General features: G+C 40.6%; 11 protein-coding genes. 8 read left to right on the top strand and 3 right to left on the bottom strand.

Annotated features, from left to right (window positions below):
- The first annotated feature begins 43 nt into the window (after positions 1 to 43).
- Entirely contained in the window at positions 44 to 697 is a 654-nt protein-coding gene (locus H6G06_RS05180; protein ID WP_190557725.1) for a Uma2 family endonuclease, read from the top strand.
- Here the strand turns inward: H6G06_RS05180 and H6G06_RS05175 are convergent.
- The 3 genes from H6G06_RS05175 to H6G06_RS05165 all read right to left on the bottom strand — a co-directional run bounded on the left by H6G06_RS05175 (position 687) and on the right by H6G06_RS05165 (position 4,066).
- Positions 687 to 1,295: an RloB family protein gene (locus H6G06_RS05175; protein WP_190557723.1), complete on the bottom strand. Its 609-nt coding sequence runs from the start codon at positions 1,293 to 1,295 to the stop codon at positions 687 to 689. The two genes, H6G06_RS05180 and H6G06_RS05175, sit on opposite strands and share 11 nt — an antisense overlap.
- Positions 1,288 to 2,592: an AAA family ATPase gene (locus H6G06_RS05170; RefSeq protein ID WP_190557721.1), complete on the bottom strand. Its 1,305-nt coding sequence runs from the start codon at positions 2,590 to 2,592 to the stop codon at positions 1,288 to 1,290. The genes H6G06_RS05175 and H6G06_RS05170 overlap by 8 nt, the downstream gene beginning before the upstream one ends.
- 115 nt (positions 2,593 to 2,707) lie before the next feature.
- A complete protein-coding gene (locus H6G06_RS05165; protein ID WP_190558514.1) occupies positions 2,708 to 4,066 on the bottom strand; it encodes an ABC transporter substrate-binding protein in 1,359 nt (452 codons plus the stop codon).
- A 142-nt stretch (positions 4,067 to 4,208) separates the two neighbouring features.
- Here H6G06_RS05165 and H6G06_RS05160 point away from each other — a divergent pair, with 142 nt between their 5' ends.
- The 7 genes from H6G06_RS05160 to H6G06_RS05130 all read left to right on the top strand — a co-directional run bounded on the left by H6G06_RS05160 (position 4,209) and on the right by H6G06_RS05130 (position 15,954).
- Positions 4,209 to 4,970, top strand: a complete 762-nt coding sequence (locus H6G06_RS05160) for a YebC/PmpR family DNA-binding transcriptional regulator (protein ID WP_190557719.1) — start codon at positions 4,209 to 4,211, stop codon at positions 4,968 to 4,970.
- A gap of 356 nt (positions 4,971 to 5,326) precedes the next feature.
- Positions 5,327 to 10,120 carry a diguanylate cyclase domain-containing protein gene (locus H6G06_RS05155; protein WP_190557717.1) on the top strand — a complete coding sequence of 1,598 codons (4,794 nt, stop codon included), beginning with the start codon at positions 5,327 to 5,329 and terminating at the stop codon, positions 10,118 to 10,120.
- A 522-nt stretch (positions 10,121 to 10,642) separates the two neighbouring features.
- Positions 10,643 to 11,692 (top strand): D-alanine--D-alanine ligase family protein, encoded by a 1,050-nt coding sequence (locus H6G06_RS05150; RefSeq protein WP_190557715.1) that lies wholly within the window; start codon positions 10,643 to 10,645, stop codon positions 11,690 to 11,692.
- A 190-nt stretch (positions 11,693 to 11,882) separates the two neighbouring features.
- Complete coding sequence (locus H6G06_RS05145; protein WP_190557713.1) at positions 11,883 to 12,866, top strand: alpha-ketoacid dehydrogenase subunit beta; 984 nt, start codon at positions 11,883 to 11,885, stop codon at positions 12,864 to 12,866.
- A gap of 204 nt (positions 12,867 to 13,070) precedes the next feature.
- Positions 13,071 to 14,483, top strand: a complete 1,413-nt coding sequence (secD, locus tag H6G06_RS05140; protein WP_190558512.1) for a protein translocase subunit SecD — start codon at positions 13,071 to 13,073, stop codon at positions 14,481 to 14,483.
- Positions 14,480 to 15,457, top strand: coding sequence for a protein translocase subunit SecF (gene secF, locus H6G06_RS05135; RefSeq protein ID WP_190557711.1), 978 nt, complete (start codon positions 14,480 to 14,482; stop codon positions 15,455 to 15,457). Before secD ends, secF begins: the two co-directional genes overlap by 4 nt.
- 80 nt (positions 15,458 to 15,537) lie before the next feature.
- Positions 15,538 to 15,954 carry a hypothetical protein gene (locus tag H6G06_RS05130; protein WP_190557710.1) on the top strand — a complete coding sequence of 139 codons (417 nt, stop codon included), beginning with the start codon at positions 15,538 to 15,540 and terminating at the stop codon, positions 15,952 to 15,954.
- Positions 15,955 to 16,609: the final 655 nt, after the last annotated feature.

The raw sequence follows: 16,609 nt of genomic DNA, 5'->3' as shown, positions 1-16,609 counted from the left end.
CCTACTTTTTGTTAGACTTGATCTATTAAAAATAATAAATGCTATGAGTGTAGCTATTCCCATTTTCAAACCCGTTAGCCAGATGCAACTAACACCTGGTAGCACAGTTACCATTCCCGATGTTACTTGGGAAGAATTTGAATCTATTTTACAAGAATTGGGAGAAAAAAGAGCTTCACGAATTGCCTACAACCAGGGTAATTTAGAAATTATGGTTCCGTTACCTGAACATGAGATTTCCAAAGATTTAATTTCCGATATTGTTAAAATATTGCTGAAAGCTAAAGGGATTAAATATCAACCTTTTGGTTCTACGACTTTTAAAAAACAAGGTACAGCCGGAGTTGAAGCAGATGCTTGCTTTTATATTCAAAATTATCAACAAATGATAGGTAAGCGGCGTTTACAACCGGATGACCCACCACCAGATTTAGCAATAGAAACTGATGTGACATCAAAAACAACTCTTGGTGCTTATGAAGCGATTGGAGTTCCTGAATTATGGATTTTTGACAGTGGGAAACTGGCTATTTATTTGTTGAAAGATGGTAAATATATCAAATCTGAACAAAGTCCTTATTTTGAAGATATAGCCATTACTCAGATTATACCTGATACTGTTGAGCGTAGTTGGCAAGTGGGAAGTTTTCAAGCTTTAGAAGAATTTGCTAATCTCTATCTAAGCATTATCGAATAAATCTGTTTAACTCCGCAACTAACTGATGTACAGTTGTTGAAGGATTATCACTTTCTGGATTTTGAGGATCATATTGATTAAGAAGATTTTGAGCGTGTTTGATTGCTGTAGATTGAAAAATCTCTAACTCCTCATAAATTATATCACTATTCTTTTTATATTTATGTTTTAGCCATTTTTCTAACTTAGTTATGTAATCTTTTCTAGGAAGTCCAGTATTTAGAAATTCAAAATGTAAAACATACCATAATTCAAAGGCTTCATTAGAGTAAGCAATTTTAAATCCTTCTCTTTTAGCATTAGCAATAGCATTATTAAAATCCTGTTTAGGCCAATCATCTCTATCAAATACACACCAAACCTGATCATAATCTCCTTGAGTTTTTAATTCTTTTGCTTTTTCTACTAACTTACTGGGATTATATCCAAAACCTCTGACATCAATTACATCTTTAGGAACACGAAAACACCGAAAGTAATTTGGTTCAGTTTTGTCACCTTCACAAACTATTAAAAATCTGTCTATTGGCTCCCTCGTTTCGACTTTTCTATCAGAATAACCACGAGATGGCTTTACCTCTGGACTTTTTCTAGGCATTAGGTTCACCGATGATTTGACTTAAGTTACCAATAAAGGGAATAGCGCCATATCTGCCTTTGATGTAGTCACTTTCAAATGAGGCATCATTTCTAACTTTATATTCAACTAGGGAATATAAATCTGTAGCACCATATTTATTTTTCTCTGTAAACCAAATCTGATCTCTACGAAATAGTTTATTACTCAACAGGTTTGTATCATGAGTCATAAATATTAGTTGTGCATTTTTAGAATTTGTCTCCTTGGAGTTAAATAATTCAACAATTGCCTTACTGATTAAAGGATGAAGTCTCGCATCAAATTCATCAAATATCACAATTTTACCATCTTTAAGAGTATCTACTAAAGGACCAGCAATAGCAACTATTTTTTTAGTTCCTTCAGATTCTTGATCTTCTAAATCAAATAATTCCATAGAAACATAATTACCATTATCATCAAACTTTTGATGCAAAGTATTAATTGTAGTTGATTTATGAGAACCACTTTTAAAAATAAATTTTTTGACTTCATCTGGTATGTCTTTAGGCAAAGAATCAGGAGTAATTACTGTTTCTTTTACGCTTAATTCTCTAATACCCAAATCTAATTTTTTGATTAATTGAAGAATTTCCTCTTTATTAATATTATTTTCTGCTAAACAGCTTACTGTATAATCTAAATAACCTTTATCATGCAAGCCCGACACAATTTGCAGTTTTCTAGTGAGCCAAGCTAGTATATTTTCTGCCCTTTCAACATTAAATTGTGCTGCTACTGATAGAAAAAGTGCATTATGCCTAGTTTTTGGATAAATACCCTCAGCTTTGAACCTTTTAGATAAATTAATTGTACTAGAATTTCCATCATTAATTCGTTCAAACAGCCGAGTTTCTCTGGATCTTGGCACATCAAATAACCATTCTGAAACTACATTTTCTTGAGTGGCTTCAAACCCATATCTGTATTTTTTACCATTTAATAAAAACACAATCTCAAAGAAAGATGGTTGTGCTTCAGTTTCTGTACTTAACCCAAATGGTTCAACTCCAATTTTTTCTGTACTTTGTGTTTCTTTAGATGAATTAATCATAAACCATTTCATAAATTTTAGTGCTTTTGCTAGATTGCTTTTACCACTAGCATTAGCCCCATAAATAGCAGCACTTTTGAGTAATTTCAGATCATCATCTACTGCAAAAACATTGTTTTCATCGAGTTCTTTTTCTTTAGCAACGATATTTGCAGCCACCATACTAAAAGTGACTTTATCCTTAAATGATCTGTAATTACCAATACTAAACTCTATGAGCATTGTAACCTCCTACTTAAATAACATATTTGTGAAAATTTCACAGATATATAATTTAAGCATAGCAGTTATTGGATTATTGGAGTCAGTGTGCAGTTTCACACAGAACCTAAATAAATCACTTAAAAATTAAATCCAAGCGTTGCTGGGCTGTTTTCAAGGCTTGTTCTGGGGAAGCTTTACCCAATAAAACCGCTTCAATAGCCCTTCCCAAACTGTCAGAAATGCGAGTATAACCAGGAAAAATGGGACGAGAACGCCCATGTTTAGCTTGTTCTAAAAATACCTGAAGTTGTGGTTGTGCTTGTACAAATTCTTGATATTTCTGACTTTGACGTGATTTAATATTTACAGGTAAATAACCTGTTCCTAAAGCTAATTCTGTTTGAAAATCTGCACTTAAGGTATATTCAGCAAATTTGAAAGCGGCTTGTTCTCGTTTTGATGTGGTTTTAAACAAAAACAGATTTTCACCACCAATAACTGTAGCAGGTTCTTGATTAACAGGAATGGGAAATACATCAAAATCTACACCACTTTGTTTAAATTCTCCCAAACTCCACGGGCCTGTTACCTGCATCGCTACTTTACCAGTTATCAAGCTTTCTACCTCATAACCCCGTTCCAGTCCAGATAGAACTGCATGATTATTTTTAAGTAAATTTTGCCATAGTTGCAAAGCGGCGATCGCTCCTTTATTATCAGCTAAAATCACATCTGCTGGACTTTGTGCATCACCTTTAACCAATTTACCGCCACCACTCCACATAAAAGGCAACCAACTAAATACCGTAAATTCCCCTTTACCAGCAGGTAACAAAATTCCATGTTGATTGATTTTGCCATCGCCATTTGTATCACGAGTCAATTGTTTAGCAGCTTGCTGTAACTCTTCCCAAGTCTGCGGTACATTAGTAATTCCAACGGCTTTGAATAAACTTGGTCTGTAATAAACACCGACATTATTTGTAGCGAACGGCACTGACCAAATTTTACCTTTGTATGCCATTGATGTATACAAAGCTGGGTCAATTTCTGCTTTAACTGGAGAATTAGCTAATTTATCATCTAAAGGTATGAGCGCACCCAGTTCCACTAATTGACCGGCGATTGTGGGATTATACCACAATAAATCAGGTGGCGAATTTCCTACCACCGCTGCTAAAATTTTAGGCATTTGCTGATCTTGCTGACCAACATAAAGAGATTCAACTTGGATATCTGGGTGATTTTGATTAAATGTATCTACTAGCTTTTGTAATATATCCCGATTTGCGGGTGGATTGACACCATGCCATAGGGTAATGTGGGTGACTTTGTGAGATTGTATAGCCTGACAGCCACCTAAACCCAAGATACCCATGAGCATAACTAGCAGTAAACTATTAAGGTAGAATTGTCCTTGCTTGAGTGTAGTTGGGAAATTACGGCTGATAAAAAATTGATACAAATAATTAAAAAAATTACGCAATTTCATCATTAAAACTTGATAACTTGCACCAGGATCTTAGTCCAAGATATCACCAGCAAATATTCAAACTGGGTTAACCTAAGATTTGCATCTGAGTCAAAGCTAGATATATTCTATGTTGGAATAGAGTGTTAATATTTTTCAAGTTATGGCAGGACATAGTAAATGGGCAAATATTAAGCGTCAAAAAGCGGTAGTAGATGCAAAAAGGGGGAATATCTTCACCCAGCTATCGCGGGCGATTATTGTTGCAGCTAGAAATGGTGTACCAGATCCGGCGGGAAATTTTCAACTGCGTACAGCAATTGATAAAGCCAAAGCAGCGGGAATTCCCAATGATAATATTGAGAGAGCGATCGCTAAAGGTGCAGGTACTTTCAACGATAACAGCATCCTCGAAGAAATTCGCTATGAAGGTTATGGACCTGGTGGTGTAGCGATTTTAATTGAAGCCCTCACAGATAATCGTAATCGCACAGCCGCAGATTTGCGGGTAGCTTTTAGTAAAAATGGCGGAAATTTGGGGGAAACAGGTTGTGTTAGTTGGATGTTTTCTCAAAAAGGTGTTTGTACTGTAGAGGATGTGATTGATGAAGAACAGCTTTTAGAAGCTTCCCTAGAAGGTGATGCTGAGTCTTATGAAATGATTGAAGAGGAAACAGCTGAGGTGTTTACTGAGGTGGTAAATTTAGAGAAACTTAGTCAAACACTCAAAGAAACAGGCTTTAATGTCATAGATGTGGAGTTGCGTTGGATTCCTGGTAATCATGTGGAAGTAACATATCCTGATCAGGCTAAATCCCTTCTTAAGTTAATTGATACCTTAGAAGGCTTAGATGATGTGCAGAATGTAACAGCTAATTTTGATATGGCAGAAAATCTTATGACTTTGAGTGTAATCAATCATTAGTCATAACAATACCAATATTATTCGCTTTGTGAGCATGGAAGTTGTGGCGTTGCTGAATTAGGGGATGAAATTGAAAAATCAATGATTTCAAACTCTTACTCTCTGTGACTGGAGCGCCTCTGCGTGAAACAAAATCATACTCTTGATCAGCAACGCCGAAGTTGTCAACTGGGGTACTTAAAAAAAACGTAATACCCAGATCACCGACTTCTTTAAGAAGTCGGGATCTATCTCCATATCTCTAACGAGACGCTTGCGCGAACAAACCGACAAGATATAATTCCATTTAGTGAAGTTTTTGTTACATTCAATACTAAAACCAGCAGATTAGGGAATAATTAAGAAAGAATAAAGACATGAAACTGAGTGGAGTGGGTGGAATAACTGATATGAAAAATCAATGGCCTTCTCAACAAGCAGTATATCAAGGCAACCTGCTCAGTCATATCACCAATCGTATTTCTCACACTTTAGAGTTGCCAGAGATTTTAGCCACGACTGCGACGGAAATACGTACATTTTTAAATATAGATAGAGTTAAAATTTATCGTTTTGATGCCGATGGTAGTGGTGAAGTAGTAGCCGAGTCGATAAATGGCGATCGCTTACCATCATTACTAGGATTGCACTTTCCCGCCAGCGACATACCCCCCCCAGCAAGAGAACTATTTATTACAGCCCGTCAGCGGATAATTGTAGACGTGGCATCAGGCCGAAAAACCCTCAGCCGCATCAAGTCACCAGGAAACATCGAAAGTCATAACCAAGAAGATATACGCTACAAACCTGTAGATTCCTGTCACCTGCAATATCTGAAAACAATGGGCGTTACCGCTTCCCTAGCTATGCCAATTGTGTACCAAAATCACCTGTGGGGGTTAATGGTAGCGCACCACACTCAGCCTAGACCCTTTACAGAACAAGAATTACAGATTGTGCAACTCTTGGTAGACCAGTTATTGATTGCGATCGCCCAATCAAATCTGTTTGCACAAGCCCGACAACAGGCACTGCAAGAAACAGCTATTAGCCAAATTAAAAATTGGCTTGGCGCTTCTTTAGACAAAGAAGAGATGCGGCACTCTGTCCTCAAACACATAGTGACAACCTTGGGGGCTAACGGAGGTAGACTCTATATCACGGCGGATATGGCTGAACGTCCAGCGCAGATATACACCTGGGGAGAACAACCACATCACAACTTAATTGAAGAAAGTAAAGTTTGGCAAAACTTAATGGGGTGGCAAGGTGTACTAGCAGTCAGCCACCGTCAACCCTCAGAAGTAATGAGAACCTGGGAAAAAACCGAGTGTTCTATCAATCAACCTGGGGCAGTCTATTCCTACAGCATCGCCGACTTCTGCCAAGATATCCGACTCAAAGCCTTAGTTACTGCCTTTGAAAACACTGAAATCAAGTCTCTACTGATTATACCCTTGCAATATCAGCAACAGTATTTAGGTTGCCTGACAGTTTTCCGCCCAGAGATTGAAACAGAAACCCTGTGGGCTGGGCGTTGTCACCCAGATGACCGCAACTTGCGTCCCCGTGAATCCTTTGCAGCTTGGCGAGAAATCAAAACCGGACAGGCACAGCCTTGGAGTCAAAGTGAAATCAAATTAGCCCAATCCTTTGGACTACATTTGTATATCGCCGTCATGCAGCAACGGGTAGAAAACTTGCTGCGCCATCATACCTCCTGCGATCTGCTCACAGGCTTACCAAATCGGCTATTATTTGACGAACTACTGGCCTTGTCCTTGGTGAATATTCACCAACGGGGGGGAATGTTGGCCGTACTGTGTTTAGATTTGGATCGGTTCAAAAGAATAAATGATAGTTTGGGTCATGCAGTAGGCGATCGCCTACTGCAAACTGTAGCCGAACGCATCAAAAGCTATCTAGGGGAAGGAGACACCGTAGCCCGTTGGGGAGATGACGAATTTACCTTACTGCTACCACAAATTAATTGTGCCAATGATGCTACCCAAATCGCCCAAAAGTTGTTAGATGTCATCGCCCAACCCTTGCAAATAGACAATCAAGAACTGCATATCACAGCTAGTATTGGTATTGCCTTAGCACCCTACGACGGAGAAGAAGCCGAAACCCTCCTCAAACACGCAGATACTACCCTCAACCGCGCCAAACAACAGGGAAAAAATAATTATCTGCTGTATACAGCTACCATGAACTCCACCTCCTTCGAGCGATTGGTGTTAGGGAATAACCTTTACAAAGCCCTGGGTAGACACGAATTACTTCTCCACTACCAACCGCAAATAGACCTGAAAACCGGTCAAATTACAGGCATGGAAGCCTTGCTGCGTTGGCATCATCCAGACATGGGGCTGGTTTCCCCCAGTCAATTTATCCCCATCGCCGAAGAAACAGGATTGATCTGTGATATTGGTGAGTGGGTATTACGCACTGCTTGTATTCAAAATCGTCTATGGCAGTTAGCTGGACTACCACCGCTGCGAGTTGCTGTGAATCTTTCTGCGCGTCAGTTCCAGCAAGCTAACCTAGTGCAAACCATTACCCAGATTTTACGGGAAACCCAACTAGAACCAGAATATCTGGAACTGGAAATTACTGAAAGTCTGTTAATGCAAGATGTAGACTTTACCGTTGCTGCCTTGCGGGAACTTCAGGCTTTGGGAATTCACATTTCTATGGATGACTTCGGCACTGGTTATTCTTCCCTCAGCTTGCTCATGTATTTTCCTCTGAGTAGTTTGAAAATAGATCAGTCTTTTATCCGCAATTTAACCAAAAGTTCCAGCAATGCAGCAATTATTACATCTGTAATTTCTTTGGGACACGGACTGAATTTAACTTTAGTGGCTGAGGGAGTAGAAACCTTAGAAGAATTAGAATTTCTGCGTCTGGCTAACTGCGATACCGTCCAAGGCTATCTATTAAGTAAACCCCTGAATGGGGAAGCTGCTACCAAATTCCTCCTAGAAAGATTCCCTCAAACAGATGCCAAACCTACCCTTCATTCCCGTCTTGAATCTGCTCAAGTTAACCCTGTCCCCACAAAAGAACCACAACGGTTAGCCACACTGAAAAAATATCAAATTCTGGATACACCCCACGATGCCACCTTTGATGATATCACCCGGTTGGCGGCGCGGTTGTGTCAAACTCCCATTGCTTTTATCAGTTTGATAGATGAAGAACGACAATGGTTTAAGTCCAAACTGGGGTTAACTATTACTGAAACTCCTAGAGCGATCGCTTTTTGCGCCCACACCATCTGCCAAGATGATTTGTTGATCGTTCCCGATGCTTTAGCTGATCCTCGATTTGCAACTAACCCCCTGGTAACATCTCATCCTAAGTTGCGTTTTTATGCTGGTGCGCCCTTGGTGACAAATGAGGGTTTGGTCTTGGGTACTCTCTGTGTTGCAGACTATATACCCAGAGAATTAAACCAGGAACAGCAGGAGACACTGAAAATTTTCGCGGTTCAGGTGATGACCAAGTTGGAATTGCGCCGCCACCAAATTGAAAAACGCCATTTAAAAAAGCAGTTGCATCGCGCTCATGGACTTGAGGATCTGCAACAAGAACTAGCAAAAACAGTGACTGTATACAAGCACAAAGAAAAAGAATTAGTTGAGCGCGTCAACTTAGCGCAGTTAGCTTCTAATATCTCTAGTCTTCTTGGTCAACATCACAAGTTATCTTTGCTGCTGCAACAGTGTACAAAAATGCTGACTCAACATTTGGATATCGCTTATGTCGGCATCTGGATGCGAAATCAAGCCAGGGATACTATAGATTTAGAGGCTAGTGCTGGCTCATCTATCTATCTGGATAATTCCTTTGATCATATCTCTATCAGTGAATTTAAGGTAAGTTGGATTACTCAAAACTCGCAGTTATTCCAGACCAACAAGATCCTGAACGAACCAGATTTGCTCGATAGAGAATGGGTGCAGCGAGAACAGTTACAAGCTTTTGCTGGCTACCCATTAGTAATAGATAATTCTGTAGTCGGGGTGATGACACTATTTAGCCGTCAACCGCTATCTCAGGGGGCTATAGCTCAATTAGCCACTATTGCTGATGATATTGCCCGTTGTGTAGAACACAAACAAACAGAAGAGTTACTCAGGCTGCAAACTCAACGGGAAAGATTAGTAGCCAGTATTACCCAACGCATCCTTCAGTCTTTGGATCTTGACGAGATCATGAATACGACGGTGAAGGAAGTACGGCAATTTTTGCAAACTGACCGAGTAATTATTTACCGCTTTAAATCAGACTGGACTGGTGTGGTAGCAATGGAATCTGTGGCTAATGGCTTTAAGCCGATTCTTCGTAGTGTGATTGATGAGCCATGCTTTAGAAATATTTATGTTCCTCAGTATCGCCAAGGTCGGGTGCGAGCGATTGAAGATATCTATACTGCGGGAATAAGTAAGTGTCACTTGGATTTACTTGCTGAATTTCAGGTCAGGGCTAATTTGGTAGTGCCGATTATTCAAGGTGAAGAGTTATGGGGTTTATTGATTGCCCATCATTGTAGTGGTCCGCGCCATTGGCGACAACTGGAAATTAGTATGTTGAGTCAGTTGGCAACTCAAGTAGCGATCGCTATTAAACAATCTGAATTATATCAACAGGTGCAGCGTCAGGCTACAGTCGATGGCTTAACCCAAATCCCCAACCGTCGCCGATTTGACGAATACTTTCACCAAGTTTGGCAACAGATGGAGGATATACAATCACCTTTGTCAATCATTTTGTGCGATATCGACTTTTTCAAACTTTACAATGATACCTATGGCCATCCGGCTGGGGATGATTGTTTGCGCCAAGTCGCTGCCGCTATCAACAACGCGGGGAATCGTCTTGATGATTTAATCGCTCGTTATGGCGGTGAAGAATTTGTGATTGTGCTACCAAATACATCTGCATTCGGGGCTGTGCAAGTAGCAGAACGCATTCGCGCTGAGGTGAAAGCTTTACAAATTACTCACGAAAAGTCTCTTGTTAGTCAGTATGTGACTCTCAGCTTAGGAGTTGCTAGTATCATTCCTGATGCTAATTCATGTCCTGCTGCTTTGATTGCGACTGCGGATGAGGCTCTTTATCAGGCTAAAGCTGAAGGACGTGATTGTTTACGGTTGGGTTGAGTTGGGGAAATGGGGAGATCTCACAAGGGTAGGTTTTTTACATAGAGATTTATAATAGGGAAAAACAAGGTAGACAAGCAAGGATAACACTCACAGTTGGTAGTGATATCAATCAACACCCACTCTCAAGTTTCACAGACCAACTTCCTCCTCGTCATCTACCAAACAAACCCACTCTTGTCCGGGAAACTGGCCGTCAAATTTCTTGTTTTCTGCAAGGATTACTCACCATTATCGCTGATTTACTTAATGGCAAAGGCATTTGTTTAAATGGCTTATTTCCATTCCCACCTCCTTTTTCTCCATCCATTGTTTTTAATAGCTCTTAAAGGGGTGTTTTTTCACACATTGGCATAACTTCCTTGTCTACAATACCTCCTTGTCTTCCTAGTCCTGCCTTCACCCAATTGTAAAAAAACCTACCCTTGTGAGCCCCCGCCCCCCTGCTTCTTCTGACTCCTGACTCCTAATAACATTCCTTGTGGTACGCTATCAGCTTTAGATAGTGTCGAGGTACAGAAGATGTCTAAACTGCGAGTGGGGTTGCTGTTTGGTGGACGTTCTGGAGAACATGAAGTTTCAATAATTTCTGCACGAGCGATCGCAAATGCCTTGAGTGCAGAAGAAAATAGTCATAAATACGAAATTCTGCCTTTCTACATCCAAAAAGATGGCGTTTGGCAAGCTGGGAAAGTAGCACAAGAAGTTTTAATATCAGGTGTAGCTAGAGAAAATCCAGCCGTAACTCCTAATTTATGGCAATTTCCACCACAAGCAGCAGAAATTGAGCTTTGGTTTCCCATTCTCCATGGTCCCAACGGAGAAGATGGGACAATTCAAGGGCTACTAACTTTAATGCAAGTCCCCTTTGTGGGTTCTGGGGTTTTAGGTTCCGCAAGCGGGATGGATAAAATCGGCATGAAAACCGCTTTCGCCCAAGCCGGACTACCCCAGGTAAAATATAAAGCATTAACTAGGGCGCAAGTTTGGTCAAATCCTTGTGTATTTCCTAAATTGTGTGATGAAATAGAAGCAAAATTAGGTTATCCTTGTTTTGTCAAACCTGCTAATCTGGGTTCATCGGTAGGAATTGCCAAAGTGCGATCGCGCCAAGAATTAGAAGCAGCTTTAGATAATGCTGCAACTTATGATAGACGCATCATTGTCGAAGCGGGAGTAATCGCTAGAGAAGTAGAATGTGCAGTTTTAGGTAACGATAATCCCAAAGTCTCGGTTATTGGAGAGATTACTTTTGAGAGCGATTTTTACGATTACGAAACTAAATATACTCAGGGTAAAGCTGATTTATTAATTCCTGCCCCACTACCAGAAGCAGTTGTTCAGCAAATTCAAGAAATGGCATTAAAAGCCTTTGCAGCCATTGATGCTGCTGGTTTAGCCAGAGTTGACTTTTTCTATGTGGAAGCTACCGGGGAAATCTTGATTAACGAAATTAACACCTTACCAGGGTTTACATCCACAAGTATGTATCCTCAACTTTGGGCTAATAGTGGTATTTCTTTTCCCGAATTAGTAGATCAATTAATTCAACTAGCAATTGAGCGTAAATGACGGAACTGGAGGCAGGAGGCAGAAGGCAGAAGGCAGGAGGAATCTATTTTTCCTCTTTCTTACTCCCTGCTCCCCTGCTCCCCTGCTCCCCTGCTCATTCCCCAGTCCCCAATAAGAGTGCGATCGCTGACGTTATTAGGGACGGAGGCACGATAAAATTTGAGAACAATAAATTGTGATAAAGGTCTAAATGGCAGAAACACTATTTTTCAACGCCCTGCGGGAAGCCATCGATGAAGAAATGTCCCGCGACTCTAGCGTATTTGTTCTTGGTGAAGACGTAGGACACTATGGCGGTTCCTATAAAGTTACTAAAGACCTATGCAAAAAGTATGGTGATCTGCGAGTCTTAGATACCCCCATTGCTGAAAATAGCTTTACCGGCTTGGCTGTGGGAGCAGCAATGACGGGATTAAGACCTATCATTGAAGGCATGAACATGGGCTTTTTGCTCCTAGCTTTCAACCAAATTTCTAACAACGCGGGTATGTTACGCTATACTTCCGGCGGTAACTTTAAAATCCCGATGGTCATCCGTGGTCCTGGGGGTGTGGGAAAACAACTGGGTGCAGAACACTCCCAACGACTAGAAGCTTATTTCCAAGCGGTTCCCGGTTTAAAAATTGTCGCTTGTTCCACACCTTACAACGCTAAGGGGTTATTAAAGGCAGCTATCCGCGATGATAACCCAGTGTTATTTTTTGAACACGTTTTACTCTATAACTTAAAAGAAAATCTGCCAGAAGAAGAATATGTACTACCACTAGATAAAGCAGAAGTAGTACGTCGTGGAAAAGACGTGACAATTCTTACCTATTCTCGGATGCGGTATCATGTACTGCAAGCCGTAAAAACTTTGGAAAAACAAGGATACGATCCAGAAGTTATTGACTTGATATCTCTCAAACCTCTAGATTTTGATACTATTGGTGATTCAATACGGAAAACCCACCGTGTCGTTATTGTCGAAGAGTGCATGAGAACTGGGGGTATTGGCGCAGAATTAACCGCCTCCATCAATGACAGGTTATTTGATGAATTAGACGCGCCTGTACTGCGTCTTTCTTCCCAAGATATTCCCACACCTTACAACGGTAATCTGGAACGCTTAACCATTGTCCAACCAGAGCAAATTGTCGAAGCTGTCCAGAAAATGGTAGCTTTGCGAGTATAGGGGACTAGGGACTGGGAACTGGGGACTGGGGACTGGAGACTGGGGACTGGGGACTGGTGATATGTATATAATTCTTCCCCTACTTCCCCTACTTCCCCTACTTCACCTGACTCCTGATTCCTGCCTCCTGCCTCCTATTAAATCTTCTACTCACACCTGACAAAAAGAACGTTATTATAGCCTTTGTCAGTTGTGAGTGATGGTATGCAAAGACAGCGATCGCTATTAGCGTTAATTATAGTTTTGGTAATCGCCGCTATTACGGTGATTGCAACAATTCCCGTACCGTTGGGACTGGACTTGCGGGGAGGCTCACAGCTTACAATTCAGGTGAAACCAACAGAAGAAATTAAGGAAATCACCGAACGCGAATTGGAAGCTGTGAAGAAAGTCGTCGAAGGTCGAATTAACGGTCTCGGCGTTTCCGAACCAGTAATTCAAACTGTGGGGACTGATAAAATTTTAGTCCAGTTACCTGGTGTCAATGATCCCGAACAGGCAGAACGGGTACTAGGGGGTACAGCACAATTAGAATTCCGCACTCAAAAGCCGGATACAGACACTCAACTACTGGCTTTTCGAGTATCAGAATCGGAACTAAAAAATAAGCAGGAAGAGTTGCGAAAATCACAGGATCAAGCGGCTATTGAGAAAAATCGGGCAGATTTAAAAAAAAATAATCAAGCGATCGCCGAATTATTTGAAAGCACCAACCCACCACTGACAGGTAAATACCTCAAAGATGCCTACGGTGAACCCACCCAAGGTACTAACTGGAATGTAGCCATCCGCTTCGATACCAAAGGTGGTGAACTATTTGCTGACTTAACTAAAAAGTTAGCGGGAACAGGTCGCGCTATCGGTATTTTTCTGGATAATGAATTAATTAGTTCTCCCTCAGTCGGGGTAGAATTTGCCGCGACCGGAATAACTGGTGGTTCAGCCGTGATTACAGGACGTTTTGAGGCAGAAGAAGCCAACAACTTAGGTGTACAATTACGAGGTGGCGCGTTACCCGTACCTGTAGAAATCGCCGAAAGAAGAACAGTGGGCGCAACCTTGGGTAAAGACAGTATTCAGAGCAGTATTTACGCTGGTATCGGTGGTCTGATTTTAGTATTAGTCTTTATGGTGGTGTATTATAGATTACCAGGACTTATTGCTGATGTATCACTAGTGATCTACTCCCTGTTAACCTGGGCTACATTTTGCTTATTGGGTGTCACCCTCACCTTGCCAGGAATTGCTGGTTTTATTCTCAGTATTGGTATGGCAGTTGATGCCAACGTACTAATTTTTGAACGCACACGGGAAGAATTACGGGCAGGTAAATCATTATATCGTTCTGTAGAATCTGGTTTTTACCGGGCATTTTCCAGTATTTTAGATAGTAATGTTACAACCTGGATAGCTTGTGCCGCCCTATTTTGGTTAGGTTCTGGGTTAGTGAAAGGCTTTGCCCTCACCTTAGCTTTAGGAGTTGGTGTGAGTATGTTTACAGCCATCACCTGTAGTCGTACCTTGATGTTTTTAGCTGTTTCCATTCCCTCTTGGCGGAAAACAGAACTCTACTGTCCTAACCTAACAGCAGCAAATAAGACGGAGGTGGCTAGATGACACTAAATATTAACAAATCGCGATCGCTCTGGTGGACTATTTCAGCAGCTGTCATTCTCAGCGGGATCATCTCAATGGTGATTTCTTGGCAAAACCCCAACATTAAAGCACCACTACGCCCTGGTTTAGACTTTATTGGTGGGACACGCTTACAGTTAGTTCGGGACTGTAGCCTACCTGGTAACTGTAATCAACCAATAGATATTAATGCTATAAGGGAAGTTGCCAAAGCTGAAGGACTTGGAGATAGTAGCATCCAATTAATTTCCGAAAACGGTCAAGAAAATGGTATCACTATCCGCACAAAAAACTTGGGAACTGACCAGCGCACTAAGTTACAAAACGCATTAAGCGAAAAAATTGGTGCTTTTGACCCGCAAAAAAACCAAATTGACTCTGTGGGTCCGACACTGGGACAAGAACTTTTTAGGTCAGGTGTCTTAGCTTTGATAGTTTCCTTTATAGGTATTATTATCTACTTAGCTGTTCGCTTTCAGTGGGATTATGCTGCATTTGCAATTGTTGCCTTATTTCACGATATTTTGGTGACAGTGGGGGTATTCTCAATTTTAGGATTGGTTGCAGGTATAGAAGTAGATAGTCTATTTATTGTTGCCTTGTTAACCATCACTGGTTTTTCAGTTAACGACACAGTGGTAATTTATGACCGCATCCGGGAAACCCTGAAAATGAATCCTGACAGGCCAATTGCTGAGATTGTTGATGATGCTGTTAATCAAACTTTGTCCAGGTCAATCAACACTAGCTTAACAACCATGTTGTCGTTATTTGCTATTTTTCTATTTGGTGGGGAAACCTTGAAATATTTTTCTCTAGCTTTAATTGTTGGCTTTTTAGCGGGGGTTTATTCCAGTATTTTCATTGCCAGTACGCTTCTCACTTGGTGGCGAGAACGTAACGAGAAATATACAATAGATACAATTGATACATCTATCAGTTCTCAGGATGGTTAACTTAAGGTTGCTGGCTTGAGGATATTCTTCCTACCCCCTGCACTCTATCCCCTACCCCCTACACCAGTCTTCAATGACCTATGGACCTACAGGAAGAACCACCAATTAATAACTCAAGCGTTGAAAACTCTGATGCTTCTTTTCTTGAGCAAGTCCAGAGGTTACACCAGCTGACAGTATATGGCAGGTGGTTATTTGTCAGCTGTTTGTGGCTGATAATTGCTCCTATTTGCCTGTGGGATTTACGTACAGAGTTTCCGTTATGGAAACAATATTTTACCTGGGTAGCAGTGCGATATGGACTTTTTTTCCATCCCCTGTCTACCCTGGGTTTATCTTTTTGTATTGGGATGACGGTTTCTGTTTTGGTGTGGCAAAGTCGCAATATTTTGATAGGTTTACCACAAGCGGAAAAGCAACGTTTAGAAAAACATGTTTGTCGAATACGTCAACAGGGTCCTACTCATCCTCTGTGGAAGTTTGTAATTAATTCGTGATTGGTATAGCAGGAGTCAGGAGTAAAACTGGCTTTGTGTATAGGTTTCAATTTAGATTCTGTACATCATTGATCGATCTGCAATCAATACTTGTTGGTTAAGCTCAAAACAATGAAATTATGTAGGTTGGGTTGAGGAATGAAACCCAACATTTACAAGGGTTTTACTCTTGCCTATTGCCTATTGCCTTCTGCTATAGATGGTCTAATAATTTTCTGGATTAGAAGGATTAGAGGATGTTTGAAAAGTATCAGAATTAATCGAGATCCCCCCAACCCCCCTTACAAAGCAGCATGGCTAAATTCCTCAAAGTCCCCCTTTTTAAGGGGGATTTATGGGGATCTGCGGGTGTCAGATCCCACACGAAAAAGTTTTCAAACAACCTCTTAGAAAAGATTAAAATATTCTTATGAAAATATCACAAATATTCATCGAAAAGTAGCATCTTCTAAATTCTTAAATCCCCAAAAACTCCTATTCAAACAAACATCCTGTAAATCCTGATTTAGACAAAAATAACATTCTGAAAATCCTTAAATCCCCAAAAACTCCTATTCAAACAAACATCCTGTAAATCCTCTAATCCTCTAAATCCTGATTCTGACAAATATTCTTCTTAATAAGAAATTAATAATTCTTTAGTTGCATATATATG

Origin of the sequence: Anabaena sphaerica FACHB-251 (assembly GCF_014696825.1) — a bacterium.
Lineage (GTDB): Bacteria > Cyanobacteriota > Cyanobacteriia > Cyanobacteriales > Nostocaceae > RDYJ01.
This window is presented reverse-complemented; position numbering and strand designations above follow the sequence as displayed.

Excerpts from the sequence above, each read along its gene's own strand:
- H6G06_RS05170 (WP_190557721.1), bottom strand. The coding sequence starts at position 2,592 with ATGCTCATAGAGTTTAGTATTGGTAATTACAGATCATTTAAGGATAAA.
- H6G06_RS05165 (WP_190558514.1), bottom strand. The coding sequence starts at position 4,066 with ATGAAATTGCGTAATTTTTTTAATTATTTGTATCAATTTTTTATCAGC.
- H6G06_RS05155 (WP_190557717.1), top strand. The coding sequence starts at position 5,327 with ATGAAACTGAGTGGAGTGGGTGGAATAACTGATATGAAAAATCAATGG.
- H6G06_RS05150 (WP_190557715.1), top strand. The coding sequence starts at position 10,643 with ATGTCTAAACTGCGAGTGGGGTTGCTGTTTGGTGGACGTTCTGGAGAA.
- H6G06_RS05145 (WP_190557713.1), top strand. The coding sequence starts at position 11,883 with ATGGCAGAAACACTATTTTTCAACGCCCTGCGGGAAGCCATCGATGAA.
- H6G06_RS05130 (WP_190557710.1), top strand. The coding sequence starts at position 15,538 with ATGGACCTACAGGAAGAACCACCAATTAATAACTCAAGCGTTGAAAAC.
- H6G06_RS05175 (WP_190557723.1), bottom strand. The coding sequence starts at position 1,295 with ATGCCTAGAAAAAGTCCAGAGGTAAAGCCATCTCGTGGTTATTCTGAT.
- secF (WP_190557711.1), top strand. The coding sequence starts at position 14,480 with ATGACACTAAATATTAACAAATCGCGATCGCTCTGGTGGACTATTTCA.
- H6G06_RS05180 (WP_190557725.1), top strand. The coding sequence starts at position 44 with ATGAGTGTAGCTATTCCCATTTTCAAACCCGTTAGCCAGATGCAACTA.
- secD (WP_190558512.1), top strand. The coding sequence starts at position 13,071 with ATGCAAAGACAGCGATCGCTATTAGCGTTAATTATAGTTTTGGTAATC.
- H6G06_RS05160 (WP_190557719.1), top strand. The coding sequence starts at position 4,209 with ATGGCAGGACATAGTAAATGGGCAAATATTAAGCGTCAAAAAGCGGTA.